The sequence below is a fragment of the Sinorhizobium sp. 8-89 genome (genome assembly GCF_030124325.1).
Taxonomy (GTDB): domain Bacteria; phylum Pseudomonadota; class Alphaproteobacteria; order Rhizobiales; family Rhizobiaceae; genus Sinorhizobium.
Genome location: NZ_JASKLR010000001.1, coordinates 164,219 through 188,120, shown reverse-complemented (window position 1 = coordinate 188,120; position 23,902 = coordinate 164,219). Strand labels below are relative to the sequence as shown.

At 58.9% G+C, this 23,902-nt stretch carries 20 protein-coding genes and 3 pseudogenes; 16 read left to right on the top strand and 7 right to left on the bottom strand.

Annotation, left to right across the window (positions count from 1 at the left end; all coding sequences use genetic code 11):
• Entirely contained in the window at positions 1-273 is a 273-nt protein-coding gene (locus tag QN219_RS00955) for a hypothetical protein (protein WP_283997268.1), read from the top strand.
• A 145-nt stretch (positions 274-418) separates the two neighbouring features.
• Here QN219_RS00955 and QN219_RS00950 read toward each other — a convergent pair whose 3' ends face one another.
• The 3 genes and pseudogenes from QN219_RS00950 to QN219_RS00945 all read right to left on the bottom strand — a co-directional run bounded on the left by QN219_RS00950 (position 419) and on the right by QN219_RS00945 (position 4,104).
• Entirely contained in the window at positions 419-1,858 is a 1,440-nt protein-coding gene (locus QN219_RS00950) for a tyrosine-type recombinase/integrase (protein WP_283997266.1), read from the bottom strand.
• Positions 1,859-2,053: 195 nt separating this feature from the next.
• A pseudogene (locus tag QN219_RS33925) lies at positions 2,054-2,233 on the bottom strand (DUF6538 domain-containing protein); the annotation flags it as partial.
• A gap of 971 nt (positions 2,234-3,204) precedes the next feature.
• The gene (locus QN219_RS00945) at positions 3,205-4,104 is read right to left on the bottom strand and encodes an AraC family transcriptional regulator (RefSeq protein ID WP_283997264.1); all 900 of its coding nucleotides are present in this window, start codon (positions 4,102-4,104) and stop codon (positions 3,205-3,207) included.
• A gap of 173 nt (positions 4,105-4,277) precedes the next feature.
• Between QN219_RS00945 and QN219_RS00940 the strand changes: the two genes are divergently transcribed.
• Positions 4,278-5,036, top strand: a complete 759-nt coding sequence (locus QN219_RS00940; protein ID WP_283997262.1) for an SDR family oxidoreductase — start codon at positions 4,278-4,280, stop codon at positions 5,034-5,036.
• Between the two features lie 304 nt (positions 5,037-5,340).
• On the opposite strand, the gene QN219_RS00935 is transcribed toward QN219_RS00940, so the two are convergent.
• Positions 5,341-6,429: a LacI family DNA-binding transcriptional regulator gene (locus QN219_RS00935; RefSeq protein ID WP_283997260.1), complete on the bottom strand. Its 1,089-nt coding sequence runs from the start codon at positions 6,427-6,429 to the stop codon at positions 5,341-5,343.
• 149 nt (positions 6,430-6,578) lie between these two features.
• Between QN219_RS00935 and QN219_RS00930 the strand changes: the two genes are divergently transcribed.
• The 9 genes from QN219_RS00930 (at position 6,579) to QN219_RS00890 (ending at position 15,435) form a co-directional block, all read left to right on the top strand.
• On the top strand, positions 6,579-7,610 hold the full coding sequence (locus QN219_RS00930) for a sugar ABC transporter substrate-binding protein (protein WP_283997258.1): 1,032 nt from the start codon (positions 6,579-6,581) through the stop codon (positions 7,608-7,610).
• Positions 7,611-7,709: 99 nt separating this feature from the next.
• Entirely contained in the window at positions 7,710-8,666 is a 957-nt protein-coding gene (locus tag QN219_RS00925) for an ABC transporter permease (RefSeq protein ID WP_283997256.1), read from the top strand.
• A 16-nt stretch (positions 8,667-8,682) separates the two neighbouring features.
• On the top strand, positions 8,683-9,459 hold the full coding sequence (locus QN219_RS00920; protein ID WP_283997254.1) for an ATP-binding cassette domain-containing protein: 777 nt from the start codon (positions 8,683-8,685) through the stop codon (positions 9,457-9,459).
• Positions 9,459-10,433 carry an ABC transporter permease gene (locus QN219_RS00915; RefSeq protein ID WP_283997253.1) on the top strand — a complete coding sequence of 325 codons (975 nt, stop codon included), beginning with the start codon at positions 9,459-9,461 and terminating at the stop codon, positions 10,431-10,433. Before QN219_RS00920 ends, QN219_RS00915 begins: the two co-directional genes overlap by 1 nt.
• Before the next feature lie 9 nt (positions 10,434-10,442).
• Complete coding sequence (locus QN219_RS00910; RefSeq protein ID WP_283997251.1) at positions 10,443-11,453, top strand: Gfo/Idh/MocA family oxidoreductase; 1,011 nt, start codon at positions 10,443-10,445, stop codon at positions 11,451-11,453.
• 12 nt (positions 11,454-11,465) lie between these two features.
• On the top strand, positions 11,466-12,425 hold the full coding sequence (locus QN219_RS00905; RefSeq protein ID WP_283997249.1) for a sugar phosphate isomerase/epimerase: 960 nt from the start codon (positions 11,466-11,468) through the stop codon (positions 12,423-12,425).
• A gap of 274 nt (positions 12,426-12,699) precedes the next feature.
• On the top strand, positions 12,700-13,002 hold the full coding sequence (locus QN219_RS00900; RefSeq protein ID WP_309486516.1) for a transcriptional regulator: 303 nt from the start codon (positions 12,700-12,702) through the stop codon (positions 13,000-13,002).
• Between the two features lie 532 nt (positions 13,003-13,534).
• Entirely contained in the window at positions 13,535-14,434 is a 900-nt protein-coding gene (locus QN219_RS00895; protein ID WP_283997247.1) for an alpha/beta hydrolase, read from the top strand.
• The gene (locus tag QN219_RS00890) at positions 14,431-15,435 is read left to right on the top strand and encodes an NADP-dependent oxidoreductase (RefSeq protein ID WP_283997245.1); all 1,005 of its coding nucleotides are present in this window, start codon (positions 14,431-14,433) and stop codon (positions 15,433-15,435) included. Before QN219_RS00895 ends, QN219_RS00890 begins: the two co-directional genes overlap by 4 nt.
• Positions 15,436-15,561: 126 nt before the next feature.
• Here QN219_RS00890 and QN219_RS00885 read toward each other — a convergent pair whose 3' ends face one another.
• Positions 15,562-16,140: a TetR/AcrR family transcriptional regulator gene (locus QN219_RS00885; protein ID WP_283997242.1), complete on the bottom strand. Its 579-nt coding sequence runs from the start codon at positions 16,138-16,140 to the stop codon at positions 15,562-15,564.
• 111 nt (positions 16,141-16,251) lie between these two features.
• Between QN219_RS00885 and QN219_RS00880 the strand changes: the two genes are divergently transcribed.
• The 5 genes and pseudogenes from QN219_RS00880 to QN219_RS00855 all read left to right on the top strand — a co-directional run bounded on the left by QN219_RS00880 (position 16,252) and on the right by QN219_RS00855 (position 21,165).
• Positions 16,252-17,040: an SDR family oxidoreductase gene (locus tag QN219_RS00880; protein ID WP_283997240.1), complete on the top strand. Its 789-nt coding sequence runs from the start codon at positions 16,252-16,254 to the stop codon at positions 17,038-17,040.
• Between the two features lie 96 nt (positions 17,041-17,136).
• Positions 17,137-17,391: pseudogene (locus tag QN219_RS00875) on the top strand (alkene reductase); the annotation flags it as partial.
• Positions 17,392-17,480: 89 nt separating this feature from the next.
• A pseudogene (locus QN219_RS00865) lies at positions 17,481-18,164 on the top strand (SOS response-associated peptidase).
• A 185-nt stretch (positions 18,165-18,349) separates the two neighbouring features.
• Entirely contained in the window at positions 18,350-19,210 is an 861-nt protein-coding gene (locus QN219_RS00860; RefSeq protein ID WP_283997238.1) for a hypothetical protein, read from the top strand.
• Between the two features lie 350 nt (positions 19,211-19,560).
• On the top strand, positions 19,561-21,165 hold the full coding sequence (locus QN219_RS00855; RefSeq protein ID WP_283997236.1) for a calcium-binding protein: 1,605 nt from the start codon (positions 19,561-19,563) through the stop codon (positions 21,163-21,165).
• A 438-nt stretch (positions 21,166-21,603) separates the two neighbouring features.
• On the opposite strand, the gene QN219_RS00850 is transcribed toward QN219_RS00855, so the two are convergent.
• A complete protein-coding gene (locus tag QN219_RS00850; protein ID WP_283997234.1) occupies positions 21,604-22,395 on the bottom strand; it encodes a hypothetical protein in 792 nt (263 codons plus the stop codon).
• Positions 22,396-22,506: 111 nt separating this feature from the next.
• Positions 22,507-23,829 (bottom strand): alpha/beta hydrolase, encoded by a 1,323-nt coding sequence (locus QN219_RS00845; RefSeq protein WP_283997232.1) that lies wholly within the window; start codon positions 23,827-23,829, stop codon positions 22,507-22,509.
• Between the last annotated feature and the right edge of the window lie 73 nt (positions 23,830-23,902).

Below are 23,902 nucleotides of genomic sequence, written 5' to 3'. Positions count from 1 at the left end.
ATGACCGATGCAGCAAACCTAGACCCGCTCATCCATTCTCTCCTTCCCGAGGATCGAAACGAGGTGGTTACTTTACAGGTAGACCTCGACACTTGGCGCATACTCAAGAAAGCACTTAAGACCAGTCTCTCCGATAGAGGGATTGTCATGGGCGATGATGAAGCGTCCCTCATAACCCGCTTTATGCTGGAGCAGATCGAGACAAGTGGCCTTCGAACCGTCCCCGGTAAAGCCGACATCACAAATGCAGCAGGCCATCAAGCAGGCTCTTGACCAAGGCAAGCGGATGTCGGTCGGTTGGGTCAAGCAGCGCACGAAACAACGCTGGCTATCAGGCAGCGATCGACGCGGCTCCTAGCTGGAGACGCGGCTATGAACTGGACCAGGAGGCGGATGACATACAGCCTGAGGAGTAGGGCTACGCTGCCTCGCCCACCGCGCTCACTGACTTCAGGTGATCCACCATCAATCCCGGATAGGAGATCGAGTTTACCAGTTCCACGCGCTGCTCGAGCATCCCTTGCGGCAGGGTGCCATAGCGCTGCGTCATCGTGCCGGAAGTATGACCTAGGATGAAGCCGAATTGCTCATCAAGGAAGCCAGCACGACGGAGGGCGTCAGCCGCACCATGCCGGAAGCTGTAGAGCGACAAACCGCGACCGTCCTTTAGGCCGATCTTCGTCAGGTAGCGCGGGAAGTCGCGGCTAAAGTCGGCGATCATCTGCCCGCGTTCGTTGCGCTCTGCGAGCGGGAACAGGCGCTTGTCGCCCTTCTCCTTTGCCTTCGCATGATAGTCGAGGAAGCCGAGGTTCACCAATTCGGGGTGCACCGGCAGGACGCGCATAGAGCCGTCCGTTTTCACGCTCTTGTCGCCCTCCCCTTCGGTCGTAATATGCATGATCCAATGGCCGCGATCTTCGCGCACGTCGTCAATGCCAAGCTGTGCAATCTCTGCCGGGCGTGCGCCAGAGTAAAGCATAATAAGCGGCACCCAATAGCGGTGATCGCGGATAAGGACGTTGCCCGGCTTACTCCAAAACCGGGGTGCTTCATCGTTCTGGCATCCTGTGAAGAGTGGCGACTTGAATAAGGCGTTCATTTCGTCAACCGTGAAGGGCTTCGTGGTCTTCTCTTTCGACTTCTTCAGGAACATAGCAGCGGCGGGGTTCGCCGTGAGATAACCATGGTTCGTCAGCCAGGTGCAAAAGGCGCTGAAGCCGGAAAGGTAACGGTTGACGGTGGTCGTGCTGATCGTCGGCTTCTTCACCGTCTCGTTGTGCTTCACGATCTGCGCAAGCTTCATGCCATCGAATGCTTTCGTCTCGCTCGCCTTGATCGGATACCGAAGCAAGAGTGCTTTCCACTCGCGGACAGCCTTCTTGTCGATCCGATAGACCGGAAACGTACTGCCGACATATTCCACGAATAGGCCGACGTCTCGGCGAGCTTGCGCAAGCGTGTCGGGCTTGATTTGATTCGGGTTCTCGCGCGCGTAGGTGTCGAACAGCTCCATGATGGTTTCGCCCGGTGCCGCTGCTTCGCGGGCGGTGCCGGTCGCGGGCTTGACGATTGGGTCTTTTGGGGTTCCGGTGAAGTCCCCCCTGTCGCGTTCAAGGGTGCGCTGCAAACCCTCGATTTCCGCCCGCGTCATGAGGGCGCAAAGCTCGCGGTATTCGTCGGAACCTGCATCGACAAGAAGCCGATGCCGAACAACAAAATCCTTCGCTGCCGGTTCGATCAAGTTCGCATCGCCGGACGTGAGCGCGGCCCGCAAGGCATCAAGACGGCGGGCACGAAGGTTTGCGTCGTCGGTGCGTGCCCGAAGCATAAGCTCATAGTCGGTATAGGCGTTGATCATGCCGAAAAAGTTTTCGGACGTGATTTCGCCCACGTCGATCCGGCGATAAAGGCGCTGCAATTCTGCGTCCGCCTGTTCGGGGGTCGGCATGGCACGCTGCTTGCGGTCGTAGCTGTCGAGCGTGGCCTCATAGTGCTGCCACACGGCAACCGCCTTATCGTCTGCAGTGATGTCGCGTCGAGCCCGAACCTCTTCGAACTCAGCGCGCCAGCTCTCAATCACGGGCCAGAGCCGCTTCTTCGCCTCGTTCTCATCCTTGGTGCGGAGGGACTTCTTGCGAGTCGTGGTGCCGTAATGGCCTACCAGGTCAAGCGGGACATCCAGTCTCGCGTAGTAGGTAGCGCCACGCCGTTCGAGATATGTAACTCTTGCCAATTTCGCCCATCCGTAGCACTATTCCGGAACAGCCAACCGGAACAGTCGTAGAAAATAAGCTGTTTATTTGCAATAGGTTGTTTCACATCAAAGGCTTCAAGAAAGTTGGATTACTGTCCAGGTTCCCCAGCCAATTCTCGCTAAACTCCCTTCGCGCGGCGGCAACCAGTCGCAAAGCACTATCTGCCCAATGCAGCATCCCTCAGGCCCCATGGCACACAGTACTTCGATGCCAAGAGGTGACGCGAAGGGCTGAGGACTCTGAAGGCTGGCTTGCAACCGGAGGGTTGAGTGGACATCCGCTTTTGGTCCGGCAAGCACCATGTGCTCAAGATCTGTGTTGAGGGCGCGAAGCTGCCGGGCGCGTTATGGCGGCCTGACCGCAAACCTGAGGTCCGCAAGCGGAAATTATTGCCGCTCGCTCGGTCCTGTTGACTGATGCCCAAAGCCAGGGCACAAGGGTGGCATCCACGGTCGCTCGCGGCGGGAAAACAAAGGGAATTTCAAGGCGATTTCGTTAAGCCATTGAAATAATGTGAGGATCCAAGGTCCCCAGGCAAGCACAATTTACACCTGTACCGCCTCATTCTGATCTGACGATCGCCTCCAAAAATTCTGCAGGTTTTACAGCTACATGCTAGCTTTTCAGCGCCGGCACGGGCCGCTTCGCGCTACGCCGATGTCGCAATCTACGATCGCACGAAAATTGGCTGGGGACCCAATTTGCCAGAGGCAAACTCTTCCGCTGTGCACCAAAAGCTGTCATCAGCAGGCCGGCCGGCGCATGGCTCGATTCGACCCAAAGCGGACTGTCAATTCGTTGCGCGTGAACGGCAGGTTTGCGCCCTCATCTCAGCCAATCCAACCACCCGCACGCGCCCTCGGTTCCTGCCGTTCGTTCATCTAAAGGAGCCAACCCGATGCAAATGCCAGAGACGTAGGTTTGCTGGAGAGCGCTGTTTAAGGGCGGATCAGTTGGCCAATGCGGCAGCGATTTGTTTCCGCATCTGGCGGATGTCGCGGGCGGGCGGCGCGCCGAATTGCCGGAGGTATTCGCGGCTGAATTGCGATGCACTTTCATACCCGACCGCGAAGGCGACGGCCGATGCATTATACTCGCCCCCCAGGAGCAGCCGGCGTGCCTCCTGCAGGCGAAGTTGCTTCTGGTATTGGAGCGGGCTGAGGCCCGTGATCGCCGAAAAGTGCCGATGCAGGCTCGCTCGGCTCATGCCGCTTGCCTCGCACAGGGCATCAATCCGCAATTGCCGGTCGCGATTGTCCCTGATCCATGCGATGGCGCGGCGGATGCGAACCAGCGGCCCCTCCGGTTGCGCAATCTGGCGGAGAAGGCGCCCCTGCGGGCCTTGCAGGAGACGATAAAGCAATTCTCGCTCAACCATGGGCGCGAGAACAGAAATGTCGGTGGGCTTGTCCAGCAGCGAAAGCAGCCGAAGCAGCGCATCGCGAAGCTGGGCCGTCATCGGATTGATCGACAGACCGATCTGCTCGCCGTCGCTCTCCCGCTTGGGCGGCATGGCAGCCGCCAGTTCTGCCAGCAAGGCGGGATTGAGTGTCAGTGAGACGGCGACATAAGGGCGATGCTGGTCGGCATCTAACACTTGGCCCGTCAGCGGCAGATCGAGGGCGCTGACCAGATATTGCGAACTGTCGTAGCTCAGAACGCTGTCGTTGAAGGCGACCCGTTTGGAGCCCTGAAGAATGAAGCAGACCATCGACCGATAAAGGCAAGGCGTCTCACCGGTCGGGCGATGTCCGACCAGCAGCTCGACGCGCGGAATCGGCGTGAGTACTGTATCGGGCCTGGCGTGGCGCAAGGCGATTTCCAGATGCGGTTCGAAAACATTGGTCATTCCGGGACTATGTCAGGACCTCCGGCACCGGACAAGCCACTTGAGACAATTGGGCAAGATGTTGATCCGATCAGGCGGGTTCGGGTGACGGCTTGCCGCTATCTTGCAGAGGCAGGCAGCGCTCATCGTGAGCGATTTGCCGCTCGCCAAATAATCTCTCTCAAAGGCCGAATATGACCGACAGAATCGCTCTCATCACCGGCGCCAGCCGCGGTCTAGGCCGCGCCATGGCGCTTCACCTCGCCGACCGTGGCGTCGGCATCATCGGCACCTACCGCACCGGCGCGGCCGAAGCCGATGCATTGAGGCACGAAATCGAAGCAAAGGGCGGCAAGGCCGCTATGATCCCGCTCGACGTGACTAAAACGTCGAGCTTTCCGCTCTTTATCGAAGCAGTGGCCACGGCGCTAGGCGACACCTTCGGCCGCCAGCAGTTCGATTATCTCCTCAACAACGCTGGCATCGGTGTGTTCGCCAATTTCACGGAGACCACGGAAGAACAGTTTGACACGCTGGTAGCGACACATCTGCGTGGTCCGATCTTTCTCACTCAAAAGCTTTTGCCGCTGATGAAGGACGGTGGTCGTATCCTCAATGTCTCTTCTGGTTTCGTACGGTTCACTCTGCCTGGCTATAGCGTTTACGCGGCAATGAAGGCGGCGACCGAGGTACTAACGCGCTTCATGGCCGTCGAACTGGGCGACCGCAGAATTCGGGTGAACGCTATTGCCCCCGGTGCAATCGCGACCGACTTTGGAGGAGGCGTGGTGCGCGATAACGAGGCTGTTAACACGTTCGTCGCACAGGGTATCGCGCTGGGTCGCGTCGGGCAGCCAGACGATATCGGTAGCGCGGTCGCCGCAATCCTCTCTGACGACATGGGTTGGGCGAACGGCACCTCCTTCGATATCTCGGGTGGACAAATGCTGTAACCGCTGCCATGGCTGCGCAAGGGAGGCGTGGAGCGTTCATCGCGTGCTAAGGCTTATTGCCTCGGCGTTGTTCCTGTACGAGGGGGCCTCCACGCCCGATCACTCAGCTTGGCAAACGACGCCCATATTATGCAGTCCGGGGCGAGCACGTTGGCGGCAGAACAGTTGATATCGGATCCGTCGGCCCGGACGAGGGGGAGCGGCATAGGTGACGTGACCCACCTGTCAGCCGCTGGTCTCAGGGTCGCTTAGCTGGCCGCCAGCTTCTCTGCGGGCAAATGGCCGTTTACCGGAGTCTCTTTCGTCACAGACCGCAATTGTATCGGGTGTGCACTAGGATCTGCGAATAAGAAGGCTCCACGGTTACGCCCCCGACGTTGTCACGGATCCATTTGGCGGCCGCCGTCAGCTCGCCGCTGAAGTCGTGCGAAATAACATAGTCCATGACGCCGGATTCCAGTAGGTTTCGTGAGTGGTTGGTCAATTCGTGGCCGACAAAGACCGTATCGCGGGCCTTTCCGGCGTGTTCCAGTGCCTTTGCTACGCCGCGGTTGGCACCGGCGACATTGTAGATCGCGGTGGGGTAACCATGTGCCTCGAAATAGCGGGTTAACTGCTCACAAGTGCTCTCCGGCCTGTCGTCCGAAATCACACGTTCCTCAATCTTCAAATATGGAAAATCGGAACGGAGCACCCTCCGAAACCCCATCTCACGCTCCTGCTGGCAGCGGAACGCCACGCTCATGACGATCAGAATATTGTTACGCTCCTTCGGAAGCGCATTGCCGATCAACAAAGCGGCCACGCTGCCAGCGGCGTACTGGTCATTGCCTATGTAGGCGCTGCGACGGGAGCTCGGCAGATCGGTCGTCAGGCAGAGGACGGGAATATCGATGGTCCGCAGCTTTCGTATCGCGCGGTTGATCGCCGGATGTTCGCGAGCGATGACCACGACGCCATCCGCAGCGCTGCCTTGCTGCTCAATCCGGCGCGCGAATGATGAGGGCTCGACTTCGCTCGTGGTTACGTAATCTCCCTCAATCTCGATGCCAGCAACGGTTCGGTTGACCTCCGTTACAGCGGCCGCCATTGCTGCATTGAAGGTTTCGCCAGAGTCACAGAATAGACGAATATGCAAAGGGATGTCGCGGTCCGCGCTTTCGTTCTTCAGCTTTTCGAGCGCCCCCAGGACGCGGGCTCTCGTTCGTTCTCGGACGCCGCTGCGGTTGTTGAGGACCCTGTCGACCGTCGCAGGACCGACTCCTGCGAGCTTGGCAATTTCCTGGACCTTGGGGCCTTTCCATGTTCGATTTTGCAGGTGATCGACCACAGCTTTCTCCAGTTTCCGGTTAAAGTTGATGGTAAAAACATCATCTTGGAAGTCATCATTCATTGCAACGTCAATTTTTTGAGCGGCTTGCCGCTATGTTGGACCCTATAGACTTTATGATGTATTTTGCATCATGTAATGGGCTTCATCTTCCTTGTCTGATGTGATTCCAATCTTGATAATCACATCGTTAACTAACGGAGGAGGAACCCATGAAATTCGGAAATTCGATTCTGCTTTCTGCCTTGATGGCCGCCACCGCACTCGGAGGCATAGCCAATGCGCAGGACGGCGAGAAACAATATCGCTTCGTCATGGTCTCTCATATCGGCTCGAACGATCCGAACATGGGTTGGCTGACGAAATCGATGGAGGAGTTCGAGAAGAAATATCCTAATGTAAAAACCGAATATATCTCCACCAACAATTATTCGGTCCAGGAGCACGTTCGTCTGCTCGAGCAGGCGATTTCAACGCAACCGGACGGCATTGCCGTGCCGATCGTCAGTTCCGATGCTTTCGAAGCGCCGCTGCGCAAGGCGATCGAGGCCGGAATCCCGGTCGTCGCCTTCAACATTCCCGATGGACGCCCCGATGGTGAGCGCATTCCCTACCTCACCTATGTCGGCGGCGACGAGTATCTCACCGGCAAGAAACTCGGCGAGTACGCGCTTGAAAAGGCGGAAGCAGGCGAGATCCCAAAGCCCACGCATGTGGTCTGTGCCAGCCATGACTCGGCCCATCAGGGCCTCAAGGCTCGGTGTGCCGGAATGAAGGACGCCATGGAGAAGGCCGGCGCCAAAGTCGATGAACTGTTCATCGGCGCCGAGCCGGCGACTGCTCGCAACGCGCTGCAAGCCTTCCTGCAGGCCAATCCGGACACCAACTACATCTTCACGGTCGCCGGCTGGTCTTCGCCCTGGGCATGGGGTGTCGCCAACGACATGAAGCTTGACCCGGATGTCGACGACAAGGGCGTAACCGTCCTGACGGTCGACGAGGGTCCGGTTTCGATCGAGGGCGTGCGGGCGGGGCACGTCTTGGCGACGAACAGCCAGGGTTTCTGGCTGCAGGGCTATGCTCCGATGGAGTGGCTCTACTGGAACAAGCAGTTCGGCTACGCACCGCAGTCAAACATCCTGACGGGCCCGGTCATCATCGACAAGGATAATTCCGACAAGTGGGCCGAACTGGTCCGGGGCGTCTTCGGCGACAAGGCCTACGACGAGCAGAACACCTGGTAAGGGTTCCTCCCGGAGGGCGGCCGGACACCACACGAGCCGGCTGCCCTCATTTGTTTGGATATGACTCACGTCGCGTACTGAACCAGCGAGCATAATGTCATGAAACAGCTTGTGCGAAGCCAAGGCTTCGGCGCGATTATCGGCGTCGTCGCCATGCTTGTCGTCTTCACATTGATCGATTTTTCCGGCTGGTGGACTAATCAGACCGTCGCCAATGTCAGCCAGTTTACCGCCATTCTTGCCTTTGTGGCGATGGGCCAGGCATTGGTCATCATGACGAAGGAAATCGACCTGTCCGTGGGATCGGTCTATGGATTGGCGGGTGTCGCCTTCATCACGCTGGAACCGGCGCTCGGCGTGCCAGGCTCTTTTGTCCTGGCCCTTGCCATCGCAGCGCTTGTAGGATTTCTTCAGGCGATCGCGGTGGTCAAGGGCGAACTGCCGTCGATGATCGTCACGCTCGGCGGCCTCTTTGCCGCGCGCGGGATCATCTATGTGTGGACCGGCGGTTCCGTGCACAATTTCTCGCCGGCGGCACGCAGTCACCCAATGACACGCCTGCTTGGCGGCGAGCTTTTTGGCATCGACGCCGCCATTCTCTGGCTGATCACCGTCGCAGCAATCCTCGGTCTTCTGCTGTGGGCGACGCCGTTCGGCAATCGGCTCCTCGCCACCGGCGGCAGCCGCGAGAGCGCAGAATCGCGCGGCGTCCGCACCGATCGGATCAAGATCGCCGCTTTCATTCTCTGCTCATTGCTGGCTGGCTTCGCCGGCATCCTCACTCTCTGCAATCAGCCGCAGACCCATGTGACGCTCGGCGAAAACATGGAGCTTGAGGCGATTGCCGCGGCAGTCATCGGCGGCTGCCTGCTGACCGGCGGGCGCGGTTCGATCCTCGGCGCCATCCTCGGAGCGCTGATCGTCGTCAGCTTCCGCTACGAACTGATCGCACTTGGCGCGCCGTCGTCCTGGTACATCACCTTCATCGGTGCCGTGCTCATCGTCGCGGTCATCTTCAACCAGAAGCTGGCCCGTTTTCTCGGGCACAGCGCTTGACGCGGGAGGACGCTCAATGACGAACACCCACCCCCTCATTCAGGTCAAGAACCTCGACCTTCATTTTGGCGCCTTCCACGCCCTCAAGAACGTCTCGGTGGACTTCCATGCCGGCGAGCTGATCGGATTGGTCGGCGACAACGGTGCCGGAAAGACGACGCTGATCCGCGTACTCTGCGGCATCTACGCGCCCAGTTCAGGAGAGGTCTTTTTCGACGGCAAGAAGATCGAGAAGTTTCACCCGAAGCTCGCCATCGATCAGGGTATCGAGACGATCCAGCAGTCTGTCGGGCTTTGCGACAATCTGTCGATCGCGCGCAATTTCTATCTTGGACGTGAGCCGGTGAAGCGGATCCTCGGCATCCCCTTTCTTGACTTTGCCAAGATGCGGGAGAAGTCGACACGGGTCATCCGGCAATTTGGCCTGCGCGACAACGTCTCGGCCGACGACGAGGTGGAACGCCTTTCCGGCGGCGAGCGTCAATCGGTGAAGATCGGCCGCGCGGTCGAGTTCATGAACCGGGTCGTCATCATGGACGAGCCGACGAACCACCTGTCGGTGCGCGAGCGCGAGCATGTCAACGAGCTTGCGGTGCAGCTCAAGGAGCAAGGTCTGCTCGTCATCTACATCACCCACGACATCTTTCAGGTGCACAAGCTCGCCGACCGCGTCGTAATCATGGAGAACGGCGCCAAGGTCGCCGATGCCTCGACTGACGCGATGACGGCGGAAGAACTCGAAGAGGTCATCCGGCAAGGCGGCCGCCTTGTCGAGAAGCGGGAGGCAGTCTGATGACACTGTCGATCGCCAAACCCCTCATTCGGCGTCATGCGGAAATAGGCATCTTTCTGATCGGCGCGATTCTGGTCGTGATATTCGCCTCAACGTCGGACGGAAAATGGGCCAATCTCTACAACATCGGCACGATCCTGCAGGTGACCGCGACGCTCGGGCTGATGAGCCTCGGCGTGGCCTTGGTGATAGGCACGGGCGAGATCGACATTTCCGTCGGCTCGACCTTCGGCATGGGTGCGCTCGCCTATCTCTGGCTCGCCGCGCACGTTGACCCCTCGCTTGCCGCCGTGGCCGCGGTCGCTGTCGGCGCCGCAATCGGCCTGATCAACGGACTGCTCGTCACACGGACGGGGACGCCGTCCCTGATCATCACACTCGGCACGTTGATGATCTTCCGCGGCATTGCGATCGCATTGACCGAAGGATTTTCCTTTTCCGTCCCCTATGCGGCGCGCAAAGGCTGGGCTTACTTCGGGCTCGGGGGAGGCGAGTTCCTCGGTTTCAACACTGCCCTTTACTGGCTGATTATCGTGCTCGTCATTCTGATGGTCATGCTGAAGGCGATGCCGTTCGGCAACCGCCTGCTCGCGGTCGGCGGCTCGGCCGAGAGCGCCCATTCCCGCGGCGTGCGGGTCAGTCGGATCAAGCTGTCGGCCTTCGTCCTTTGCGGCGTCCTTGCCGCTTTCGCCGGAACGCTCGAGGCCGGCAAGCTCGGCTTCGCGGACGGTTCGATGGGCCGCCTGATGGAACTGCAGGCGATTGCCTCCTGCGTGCTCGGCGGCTGCCTGCTCGCCGGCGGGCGAGTGTCCTTGATCGGGGCACTGATGGGCGCTTTCGTGCTGTCCTCGATCCAATCCTATCTCGTCGTCACGGGCGTTCGTCCGCAATGGTTCATATTGATCCTGGGCCTCATCGTGGTGATCGCCGCCTATGGCGACCGGTCGCTGCGTCAGTGGGCACTTCGGAAATAGAGGTCTTAAATGTCTGTCAGAATAGCGATCATCGGCGCGGGTATCATGGGCGCCGACCATGCCCGGATTGTCTCCGAAGACCTGCCAGGGGCAACCCTTCAGGTGGTGTGCGATGCCTCATCGGAGCGCGCCCGAAAGGTTGCGGAGGAGTGCGGCGCCGCTGACGTCTCCTCCGACCCGCTCGAGACGATCAAGCGCGGGGACATCGATGCCGTGCTGATCGCCAGCCCCGACGAAACCCATGCGTCGCTGTCCCTTGCTGCTATCGAGGCCGGCAAGCCGGTGCTGTGCGAAAAGCCGTTGTCGCAGAGCTCGACGGAGTGCCTCGACGTGATCGACGCAGAAGTGTCGCGCGGTCGTCAGTTCGTCCAGCTCGGCTTCATGCGGCGCTTCGATCCGTCATACCGTGACATGAAGGCATTGCTCGACGACGGCTCCCTTGGCGGCGCGATCATGATGCACAACTTCCACCGCAACGTCGAAGCGCCAGCGAACTTTACCGGTCAGATGGCGATTTCCAATTCCGCACCGCATGAATTCGACGTCGCGCGTTTCGTACTCGGCGCCGACTACAAGGCGATCTCGGTTTTCCAGCCCGCAGGCATCGACGCATTGAAAACCGGCGCGCCGGTCTTCATGGTTCTCGAAACCGACAAAGGACAGCTCGTCAACATCGAGATCAATAATAACGCCGCCTACGGCTACGACGTTCGTGGTGAACTGATCGGCGAGAAGGGATCGATTTCCCTGAACGCACCTGTCTACACGCGCCACAACGGCGAACTGATGGCCTACGAGCGTTATGCGCCCGATTGGCGCCCGCGCTTTGCCGAGGCCTACCGACTGCAGAACAAGGCGTTTCTGAACTTCGTGCGAACCGGCGTTTTCCCGCTGATCGCCTCCGACGCCTGGGATGGTTATTGCGCCGCCGTCGTCGCCGAGGCCGGCGTTGAGGCGCTGCGCAAGGCCGAGCGCGTTATGATCGCAAGGGCGGAAAAGCCGTCCCTGTACAACCGATAAAAGGACAGAGACATGAAACTTGGCTTCGTTTCCGACAGTCTTGGCGGCCTGACCCTCGATGCGCTTCTCGACGATGCCGCTCGCCTGGGCGTCTCGGGTGTCGAGGTGAATACCGGGGGATGGTCGACAGCACCGCATTTCGACCTTGTGACGATGAAGGCGAGCGCCGATGCCCGCCGCAGCTTCATGAAATCCTTTGAGAGCCGCGGGCTTGAGATCATCGCGCTCAACGCCAACGGCAATCCGCTGCATCCGACCCAGCCGCAACAGGGCGAGTGCCTCAAGGACACGATCCGTATCGCCGGCGAGATGGGCATCAAGACGGTCTGCGCCATGTCGGGCCTTCCTGCCGGCCGCGCTGGCGACCTGATGCCGAACTGGGTCGTGTCCTCCTGGCCGCCGGAGACCCAGGAAATTCTCCGATACCAATGGGAGGAGAAGCTGTTGCCGTTCTGGACGGAGATCGCGGCGCTCGCCAGGGAGAGCGGCGTCGAGCGCATCGCGCTGGAACTGCACGGCAATCAATGCGTCTACAACGTTCCGTCCCTTCTGAAGCTTCGGGCCGCCATCGGTCCGGTGATCGGCGCCAACCTCGATCCGTCGCATCTGTTCTGGATGGGGGCCGATCCGCTCGTCGCCGCCGAGGCCCTTGGAGAAGCGGTCTATCACGTCCATGCCAAGGACACGATGCTCAACGCCCCTATCCAGGCGACGACCTCGCTCCTGGAAAACGGCTCGCTGATGAACGTCCCGGCGCGTAGCTGGTCTTACATCACGCTCGGCTTCGGCCACGGCGAGCAATGGTGGCGGCAATTCTGCTATCGGCTCAAGATGGCGGACTATGACGGCTGGCTGTCGGTCGAACATGAGGATGTGCTGCTCAATAGCCTCGAAGGGTTGGAGAAATCCGTCGCCCTGCTCAAGGGGGTGATGCCCGTCGCGCCAAGCGACTTCAAACCGCAGGCAATCTGACGCTCGAACGACGCACCGGCGCGATCCGAATCCACCTCGCCATCGCTAGTAAAGGAATGCGGTTATGAGCGCTGACATAGTCCCCCCAACCCCTCCCGTTCACGTTCGTCGCCTGCGCCGAGATGGTGTCCGTTCGCTCCCATCCTCGGACGGGTGAAGCAGTTCGCCGAACTCGGTTTCCTGGCATGCTTCGCGGCGTACGTTTGGACACGAGCGTCAAACCCTTGGGAATTAGAGGGCGGCCGGTGTCGCTCACATCTGGAGAACAGCGACAATGCGAGATTGGCACGACAGCGCACCACCAAGCAGCCTTTCGGAGCTGAAGTCGATGATTGCCTCGAGAGAGATCGTCTTCCCAGACCAGCTTGAACGGGTTATCCGCCACGCGCTTCTCACGCCGGAACTAATTGCTTTTGGTAGTTCCAACTCGGTGGCGCTTGCCTGTTCGGTGTCTCCGACAACCGTCGTTCGGCTCGCCGGCTTCCTCGGCTTCGAGAACTTTCGAGACCTTCGAACCTTATTTCGCGAGCATTTGCGGAGACGTGCCGCACGAGTGGCGCCCGGCACAGCCGGATAGCCTCTTCACAGGAATCTGCGGTGGAATGTGAGGTAGCCGCTTGGCGGATGTAACCGGTGCCTATTAGCGCGATGGCCGCTGTTGGGCACATTCCGATCTCATCGGCCGAGACAGCCGAACTTCCGCCCACTGCGCCGCATCCTTGATGATCCAGGCGGGCGGCGCAACTGATGGCAAGTCGGTCCATCGGAAACATGCGCAGTCTTATTAATTAGATCGCCCCGCTCATAACGAGGGGAGCGTGTGCTGGAGCAAAGAATGGTCTTCGGTTACCGTCCCCGGCCCTCGATCTCCTTCGTTCTTTCTCTCGACACTCTCATCTTTTCCCACTCCGTTCGCTACTGAAACGACCTACGTCGTGGCTCTTGATCTTGTGATCGCGCCCTGTTCGATCCAGCAAAATTCCGCTTGACATTTTTTATGATGGTAATCATGTATCAATTTACATGATCACCATCATCAAACCTCTGAAGCGGCTGAAAGCCACTTCTCTGTTTCAATATCCGGCCCGAGCCGGACGATGGAGCAACCAATGACAAGTCCTCTGCGCAACGTCGGATCGGCTGCGCGCTACATTGATGCGCCCAATTTCTCCATCAAGGTGGGGGGAACGGCTTTTGCCTATCGAGACCTGGGCCCCTTGGGTGGCGTGCCACTCATTCTCCTCAACCACTGGGGGGCAGTGCTGGACAATTTCGATCCCCGGATTGTTGATGGCCTCGCGAGCAAGCATCGTGTTATCGCGACCAACTACCGCGGTATTGGTGCGTCGGGCGGAACGGCGCCTGTGACCATCGACGACATGGCGCGCGACGCGATTGCCCTGATCCGGGCGCTGGGATTCGAGAAGGTCGATCTGCTTGGCTTTTCCCTCGGGGGGTTCGCGGCGCAGGATGTTGCGCTCAAAGCGCCGGACCTCGTGCGAAAACTCATCCTTACCGGTACTGGTCCGGCGGGCGGCAAAGGCATAGACAAGGTGGGGGCGGTGTCCTGGCCGCTTATTATCAAAGGTCTGCTGACACTGCGCGACCCGAAAACCTATCTGTTTTTCACTTCCACGGCCAATGGTCGACGCGCCGCGGAAGCCTTCCTGAGTCGGTTGAAGGAACGCAAAACGAGCAGAGACAAGGGGCCGACTCCCCGCGCTTTCCTGCGACAGCTCAAGGCGATCACTGCATGGGGACGGCAGGCGCCACAAGATCTCGGAAGCATTCGGATCCCGGTGCTGATTGCGAATGGTGATCAGGACAAGATGGTTCCGAGCAGCAATACCTACGACCTCGCCAGGCGTATCTCGGGCTCGCAGTTGGTGATCTACGAAGACGCCGGGCATGGCGGGATTTTCCAGAACCACGCCGATTTCGTGCGGAAGGTTCTGTCGTTCCTCGGCACTGACGTCACCACAAAACTGCACATTGGAGAGAGCCGATGAAGGCATTCGTTGTCGATAAATACAAAAAGAGAGGCGCCTTGCGCCTGGCCAACGTGTCGGAGCCGGAGTTGCGGGACAATGACGTTCTGGTTCGCGTTCATGCTTCCGGCGTGAATCTGCTGGACTCCAAGGTCAGAGATGGAGAATTCAAGCTCATTCTGCCCTATCGCCCGCCCTTCGTTCTCGGTCACGACGTGGCCGGGAGCATCGTCCGGGTCGGTTCGAAGGTCCGGCGATACAAGCCGGGCGACGAGATCTATGCGCGGCCGCGCGACCACCGGATCGGGACATTCGCAGAGTTCATTGCGATGAATGAAGCCGACGTAGCGCTGAAGCCTAAAAACCTTAGCATGGACGAGGCCGCCTCGATTCCGCTGGTAGGTCTGACCGCATGGCAGGCGCTGGTCGAGATGGGCAAGGTGAAGCCCGGCCAGAAGGTCTTCATTCAGGCCGGCTCCGGTGGAGTGGGGACTTTTGCGATACAACTCGCCAAGCATCTCGGCGCGACGGTTGCGACGACGACGAGTGCGAAGAATGTTGATCTGGTCAAGAACCTCGGGGCGGACGTGGTTATCGACTACAAGACGCAGGATTTCGAGAAGGTTCTCTCAGGCTATGATCTCGTCCTGAACAGCCAGGACACCAAGACGCTCGAAAAATCCCTTCGTGTCTTGAAGCCGGGTGGCCACCTCATTTCGATATCAGGTCCGCCAGACCCGGAGTTCGCCAAGGACCTGAGATTGAATCTGTTCCTGAAGCTTGTGATGCGCCTGCTGAGCCGAGGGGTCCGAAGAAGGGCAAAGAGGCTTAGCATCCGTTACTCGTTCCTGTTCATGCGTGCGCAGGGTGAACACTTGAGCGAGATCACCTCCCTGATCGAATCTGGCGTGATCCGCCCAGTGGTCGACAGGATTTTCCCGTTTGAGAAGACCGGGGACGCCTTGGCCTATGTGGAGACCGGGCGTGCGAAAGGCAAGGTTGTCATCGTGGTGGGGGAATAGATCTCATAAACCTTATCCGACGTGCGATGCCATATCGCGGCATCGCAGCCTACGGATGCGACCAGAAACGCTGGGAGCGGTGGGGCAGGAATCGACGGAGCATGGGAAAGGTTCAGAGGAACGCCCCTATGCTGTTTCCGGGATCGCGGCGGTGGATCGGTTCAGACCGTCATCGAGCCACGCTCGGGTCTCCTTCAGAATTTCGTCCGATAAGGCGGGATCTGTGGTCGTTCGAGCGAGTATCATCGCTCCGACCATTGCAGAACAGCTTCCGATGGCCTCGCGGCGCCGATCGGTCTCGTCCAACCCAGCCAGTTTCTCGAATATCCAGTCTATCTGGGCACGCACGCCATCCGTTACTGCCGAACGGGCCTCTGATGCCTGGCGAAGCGTGTCCGCCGCAAGCCCGGCAATGGGGCAGCCTCCGGCGGCGTTGTCCCGATGGCGCGGCGATAGATACTCATCCAGGAAGGCGCGAAGGTCGAGCGAGGCGCCCTTGCGAGTACCGATTGCGTGGCCGAGAGCATGCACGATCAAGTCATCTTTGGAATCGAAGTGACCGTAAAATCCGCCGTGCGTCAGCCCCGCAGCCTTCATGACCTCTGCGACACTGACGGCCTCGAAGCCCTTTTCCCGGAACAGCCGACTCGCGACCTCCAGGATCCTTTGGCGATTCTCGGCCATCTGTTCTCGGCTCACTTTCATTTCAAAAATTCTCCATCGCGGCTGTTGACTTTTTCATGATGTCAATCATGTTAATACAGCAATCATTATTGTCATCATGAATATAGCAGTACTTCGAAAGAGAACAAGATCATGGCTGAAAATCCCTCGGTCCTCATCACCGGAGCATCCTCTGGCATCGGCGCTACGTATGCCGACCGTTTCGCCCGACGCGGACACAGCCTTGTGCTGGTCGCGCGCGACAAGGAGCGGCTGGAAGTGAATGCCGCACGATTGCGCAACGAGACCGGTGTTGCCGTCGATGTGCTTCAAGCCGACCTCACCAGGCCCGTCGAACTCGCGACGGTGGAAGCCCGACTGCGCGACGACCGCCGTATCGGGATCTTGGTGAACAACGCTGGAGCTAGCGTTGGCGGAAGCTTTGTCGAGCAGGCAACCGACGATGTCGAGCGGATTGTCTCTCTCAACACCACCGCGCTCGTCAGGCTTGCCAGCGCCGTTGCGCCGCGTCTCGCCGACGCTGGCGAAGGGGCGATCATCAATATCGGCTCGGTGGTCGGAGTTGCGCCGGAGTTCGGCATGACAGTCTATGGCGCGACCAAGGCGTTCGTCTTGTTTCTGTCTCAGGGCCTCAACCTCGAGCTTGTCCCCAAGGGCGTCTACGTTCAGGCGGTGCTCCCTGCTGCGACACGCACCGAAATCTGGGAGCGCTCGGGCATCGATATCAATGCCATTCCCGCAATGATGGAAGTGGGCGAACTGGTGGATGCGGCGCTGGCTGGTTTCGACCGTCGCGAAGCCGTGACTATCCCTCCACTTCACGATGCTGCCCAGTGGGACGCCTATCAGGCAGCGCGACAAGCCATGCTTCCGGGCTTCGGACAAAGTCGCGCTGCCGAGCGTTACCTGGCAGCGCTTTGAGAGACTTCGAAGCCGACCTCCACGAACGCAATGCAGATCAATGGCGCTCAGGACGTTTCAGGCGCTTCCGCACCAAAGCAGATGAAAAGGTGATACATGACCAGCAAAACACTCTTTGAGCCCTATTCTCTCGGCTCGATGACTCTCGCCAACCGCGTCGTCATGGCGCCCCTCACGCGAAATCGCGCTGGCCGGGAGTTCGTCCCAGGCGATCTTGCCACAGAGTATTACAGCCAGCGCGCCTCCGCCGGCCTGCTGATCTCCGAGGCGACACAGATTTCGCAGCAAGGCCAAGGCTATCAGGATACGCCCGGCATCTATTCGCAGGCGCAGATTAATGGCGAGCGACGAACAGGGTGCGGACAGGCACAAGGACAAGGCTCTTTACGAACACTACTGCGAGTATCCCGGCTGCACCAAATGGGGCGGTTTCGGTTTCGCTGCCGGCAAGGACGAGCCACGCTGGTTTCGCGCAGCGCGAGGGAGGCGCCGAGGCGCTCGCCAACCAGTTCCCCCGTTATAACGGCGCGCCGACGCTCTACTACCCGATCATCATCCGCGACGTGATCCGCGATCCCGACGTCTTCGGACCGTCTTCGTCAGCGCGCGATGGGGCCTGATACCGTACTGGATGAAGCAGACAAAACCCGGCCGGCCACCGCCGATCAACGCGCGCTCAGAGGGCATCTCCACAAACGGCATGTTCAAGGCAGCCTATCGTAGCCGCCGCTGCCTGATCCCGATCGACGGCTTTTTCGAGTGGAAGGACATCTTCGGCACAGGCAAGAACAAGCAGCCTTACGCAATTGCCATGAACGGGGGAGCCCTTCGCGCTCGCCGGCATCTGGGAAACCTGGCGCAATCCAGCGACCGAGGAGGATATCCGTACCTTTTGCGTGATCACCTGTCCGCCGAACCACATGATGGCGACGATTCATGATCGGATGCCGGTCATCTTGCACCCCGAAGACTATGAACGCTGGCTGTCGCCAGAACCGGATCCGTACGACCTAATGGAGCCCTTCCCGGCCGAACTGATGACGATGTGGCCGATTGATAGGAAGGTCGGGTCGCCCAAGAACGACACAGCGGACATTCTCGACCCGGTCGATCCGACCACATGAATGGTATCAGCGGCGGCACGGAGCGGGAATGCTCTACTTCTAGAGAGTCTTAACGTGCGGCCGCCGCGCTGGTGCACATCGAGGCGCGGTGCCGGAGCTTGACAAATTCCCGACGCTGAGAAACTAAAGGCTGCTAATGTAATCCTCGCTATCGCTGGTAGCGAAAATTGGGTGGGACCGTCAAAATGAACTTTCTCACCCGGCTTGCCGGCATAATTCGACGCCCGAAATCTTCGGATTTTGTATCCTTTTGGCACGGTCCCATCGACGGACTAACATATGGTTGCCTTGCCTCTTTTCCGTATCACGGCGCCCGGCTTCGGCTATACTCTTACGATGACAAAATCCAAATTCCTCCTGGAATTGATTTGGCTGATGCGCGTGAAATCTGCCCAGATACGAGCTTGATCGGGCGATATATCGCCGATGGAAAAGTGGAGTTCGCGAAATTCTCGAATCTGTTTCGTTATTTGCTAATCAAGCAAACTGGCTGCTGTTGGGTCGACTGCGATCTCCTTTGTCTAAGGCCACCTGAATTTCAACATGATGAGATGGCTTTCGGATATCAGTACCCGAAGGAACATCGGTTCGCGCTTAACGGAGCAGTTCTAAAGCTCCCTCGTGAACACCCTGTCTTGGCGGACTTGATTCAACATGCGCGCGATGTTGTGGACTTGGACCAGGGTTGGGGTGCCATCGGCCCCCAGCTGATCACCGCGAAATTTTATGAGGCCGGACTGGCAGAATTTGCCAGTCCAATCGTCGATTATTATCCGATTCCTCCCGCTCATTTCTGGAAACTGATATTGCCAGACGAGCGGGAAAGCGTTGAAGCAGCCGTGCACGCGTCTAAGCTCCTGCATCTCTGGCATAAACGGTTCGAATTGTCCGGATACAACAAGGACATCGCTCCCCCAAAGGACTCGTATTTGCATGCCGCATTGGATCGCGTCGGCGGATTGGATGGATTCACAGGAATATACGACGGCGATGAACTTAGAGCGCAGCTCGGCCGCCGGCTGCCATCAGCGAGCCACCAACGTTAATTTCCAAGAAGACCTATCATGGCCGAGCAAGCGTCGCAATCAGGCTTGCGATCGCGTCTCTCTGCGCTGGCGACGGTATCCTGTCGAAGTTCCTTGCTACCATCATGGCATCATCGCTCTGTGTAGGAACGCCCACCGTAGCTTCGCCCTGCCAGAACTGGTCACGGCTACAGTTGAGCGCCTTAGCAACAGCAACAGCGCGTCTTAATCAAGAGTGATCACCCATTTGGGTGATCGACGGAAACAAGCTATTCTGCTAATTGTGACAACGTATAATTGCCCGTAATGCGTCTATTTTATTCATACCAATAATCATTTTGGCCGGAGACTCCCGGCCCCCGGAGGAAACCATGGCTACAGTTACGTATCATTTCCCAGGCGGACTCTATCCTAGCCAATATAACCCGCCTCTGAGCGGCGTCAGCGTTAATCCGACTTTCGGCGAACTCGTGGATATGAGCGAGTCGGCCCGGTCGACTACCACCAGCACAGACGTGCTTTATCGCCTGGATAACGGTCTCAAGTTGAAGCTGGTCGGCACGGGGTTCAGCTTCAGCCCGAGTGGTGACGCTATAGGCGGTACGATCACCTCCATCCAAGTCCTCCTGAACAACGGAACAACCTTAGTGCAGACCTTAAGCGGTCTCAGCCTATCTCTCGAAGACTTTCAAAATTCCGCAGCGGGATTCGACAACCTTGAATTTGAGGAATGGCTTTTGAGCCGCGCCGATACAATCAACGGCTCTGCGGGGCACGACAATCTATCCGGCCACGCAGGCAACGATATTCTCAATGGCAATGGTGGCGACGATTTCATCACCGGAGGAGACGGCGACGACACCTACGATGGCGGAACCGGGCATGACGTTCTCAGCTTCCAGGACACCTACAATTCTCCCTTGGCCACGAACGGAATCAATCTGAACACCGCGACCGGAACGGTAGTCGACCAATTCGGGTTCTCGGAAACATTCCAGAATTTCGAAGAATACAGAGGTACCCAGTTCGCGGATACGATGATCGGGTCATCGGCAAATGAGACTTTCATGGGCCTGGGTGGGCGCGATACGTTCAATGGTTGGACGGGCACTGATCTTGTCAGATACGACCGGGATGCTCAGTTCGGCGGGAACTTAGGAGTTAAGGTTGACCTCGCGGCCGGCACAGCAAGAGACGGTTTTGGGCGCGAAGACACCCTGGTCAGCATCGAGCATGTGCGCGGCACCGATTTCGTGGATTCGATAGTTGGCAATTGGGCGGCAAACATTCTCAGGGGTTTCGCCGGCAACGATTGGATCAATGGCGGCACCGGGTCCGACACCATGCGGGGCGGCAAAGGTAACGACACCTACAGCGTGGACCGGACCGGAGATATTGTTGATGAGAGCGCCGACAGCGGTTCCGGGATCGACACGGTTCGGTCGACGGTATCATTCAATCTCGGAAACGCAACGGCAGTCAAAGGTAGCGTCGAGAACCTAGTTTTGACCGGCACGTGGAATGTTAGCGGTACCGGAAATGGCTTGAACAATTCGCTGTCCGGAAACTCCGGCAACAATAGTCTAAATGGCGGCGATGGCGACGACCTAATCAATGGAGATCTCGGCAACGATATCTTGACCGGCTCTGTCGGTCTGGACACGTTCCGCTTTACTACTGCCCTCGATGAAACGACCAACGTAGACACCGTCACGGACTTCATCGTTGCCGATGATACGATACAGTTGCAGGGTTCCATCTTTACAGCAATCCTGGGAACAGGAACGCTCACCGAAGTACAGTTTGTCGCGAACGCAACCGGCACTGCGGAGACAGCCGAAAACCGGATAATTTATGACGTCAACACCGGTGAACTGTATTACGACAGCGACGGCAACGGTGGAGGCGGAGCAGTGCATTTTGCGACATTAGGCAACAATCTCAGCATGACCGCAACCGATTTCTTTGTCGTCTAGTCTGCCGGTATCGTACACACACAGCGCCTCGCAACTGGGGCGCTGTGTTAGTTCTGTGACAGGCTCTCGCGAACCCAATCAGCGCCGCAGCTGCGCGCCGTCGCACTGGCCTTTAGCCGCATTGTAAAGCACATGATCAGCCAAACAGACGCTTTTGGCGCCCGAAGCCTTCCATTTGCAGTTGCACGTCTCAAGCATGACTAACACATAATCCAGTGAAATATTGTCATTGATATTCTAGCCGCCCCTCGTCGCCCGCTTCGGCGCTTGGTTCTCCACGATACGATCGACGCGCAGCGTCATCTGGTCTACCGCGTCCTTTACACTGGCGTACGTTGTGTTGCTGACTTCGGATCATGCGCGCTTGCGAGCGGGAATCTAAATTCCGGCCAAACGAGCACGGTTAGGGCAACGCTCTCCCCGGATGCACGAGCATTCTTAAAACCGCAGTACGAGCCCCAGAATCGGCCCCTGCTGAACAGCGTCGAACACGAACCCGTTGTTGCTATAGTCCACCCCCAGTGCGCGGTAGCCGGCGACCGCCGAAATCGTGTCGCTGAACCGGTAGCCGATCGCCGCGGCGACGTCCCAGTCGAGATCGGCCGACCCGGCACCAATGAGCCCCCACCCCGTCAGGTAGATTTCAGGTGTCAGCGAATAGGTTCCGCGAAAGCCGGCCAAGCCGTCTACCCACGTTGCGCTATCACTTCTGGAGCGCCCATCGAGAAGGCCGCCGTGGAAGGAAAGCTCGCTTTCAACGGACCAGACGCGGAGGCCGCCGACGATGTCCAACCGAGCTGTATCGCTCTCGAAGACAGAGTATCCCGCGCCGAGCAGCCCGGCGAAGGTTTCCGATGTGAGCTCGACGTCGGTCGCAAGAATACCTCTTGGTGTGCCCGCCTGCCCCGAAATCTTCGTATACATGACATCAGCGAAGATGCTGTACGGACCGTTGCGGGCTTCGCCTATCGCCATCGCACCGAACTCGAGGTGGTCGAAAATGTCGCTGAACCTGGCATCGACATCCACCGCCGGCAGCCCGAACTGCGCAACGTCGCCCGACAAGCCGGCCGCCCAGAAATAAGGGGCGAAGGAAAAGGTCCATCCGCTTTCGGTGGTCGTCTGCTGAAGCTCCGGCGTCATCGGCGAATAAATGTCCGCGGCTTTGACCGTGCCGGCAACGAGGCAAGTTCCGATTGCCGCTAGAGTGCGAACGATGCAAATCTTCATGATATCTCCCTGTGACGATCGCTGTTGCGAGCCACCTCTGTTGTAGGCCTTCGTTCAACCCGGCGGAGGACCGGGCTGATCAAGTGTACTCGGGATGCCGTTGTCTGCAGCCTATTGGTTGCAGTTTCCGGACCTCGCCTGGCTCTCCTTCCCGCACGCAATGGCCGCCGTGTTTGATCTCGCTCCGCCGGATGGTCCGACGAGTGTCTCGACATGGTGAGCGTAATTCTGCCGTGTGTTCTGATCCACGATGGCAGTAGGGGCGGCAACGACCAGGCCCGCAGCGGTTCCGACGGTGTGCGCGGCCCCGGCGGTCGCCGCCACGATATGGTCGCCAAGCCCCAAGCGACTGTCGGTCAAGGTTTGGCCGCTGGACAGGCGACTGCCAATCAGTTGCACGATTTCAGGCGACTCCGCGAACTTGGTGTGGTGCAGATTGTCGCCTGCCTTGATTTTGGTGAGATCGACGACGGTGATCCCATTCGCCGCCAGCTCTTCCTTGTAGGGCGACTGCTCCGGATCGATTGCTCCCAACCGGGAGACATTGCCCCAGACGCGCCGAGAAACGGCGAGTGCCCGGTCATCGCGCGAGACGAAGAGGGTGAAGCGCGGTCGTTGCTCGCCCATGTCGGCGATCTGCGAACCGAAGACGTCGACGTCTACGTCCGGCGCCGCCAGCATGACATTCTTGAACTTTGCCGGCAGCCCGTCATTGCGAATGGCCATCTGGCGCAAGGATTCCAATGCCAGCCAATTGCCCATCGAATGCGCCAGGATCGATACTTCCTTAACCTCGGGATCACGCGCCAGATACTGGAACAGGCGTTCGACGGCGTTGCGGGTGTAGTTGGTGCTTTCGCGATCGTAGCCATAGGCCAACAGACTCCCGCGTGACGGCCACGTCGCGAGCACCGGCACGCTGCGCGCCCCCGAGTCGTGCACGATCTGCGCGAAGCGGAAAACAGCATCCTCGAAGTGGTTGTTGAACCCATGGATAAAGACGAGAACGCTGCCGTCCGGGCTCTTGCGCACATGACTGTTCAGCCATTTCTCGGCCGCACCGCGATCGACTTCCGCGGCCTTCAGCGTTGCGAAATCAGTCCCCGGATCCGGCGGGAGCTTGCGTGGCCAAGCGACTTCACCCGCCTTGCGTGCGGTCTCAGGCGGAATCGACACTGTAATTTCCGCGAATGTCGGGCTGAGCGCGCGCTCGCCGCTGAACATCTCGCCCGGCTTTTCCGCCCGGCTTCGGGTCGTCGTGACCAGCATCTCGACTTGAGCGGCTGACGGATTGGCCGCTACCGGCTCGAGGACCCCTGTCGGGCGGCCCGCACATGCGGAGAGCACCGTGACGCTCATGGCTACGACGCACGGCAACAGCGGCCATGATGGTGGTCCTCCGACCTTGGCGTTCCGGGAGAAGTGCCGCGTCAATTCAATGACTCCTGTTCAACACGCCGGCGGAAAGAGGAGCGGCAAACGAAGAGTTTGCCGCTCCAAGGCTTCA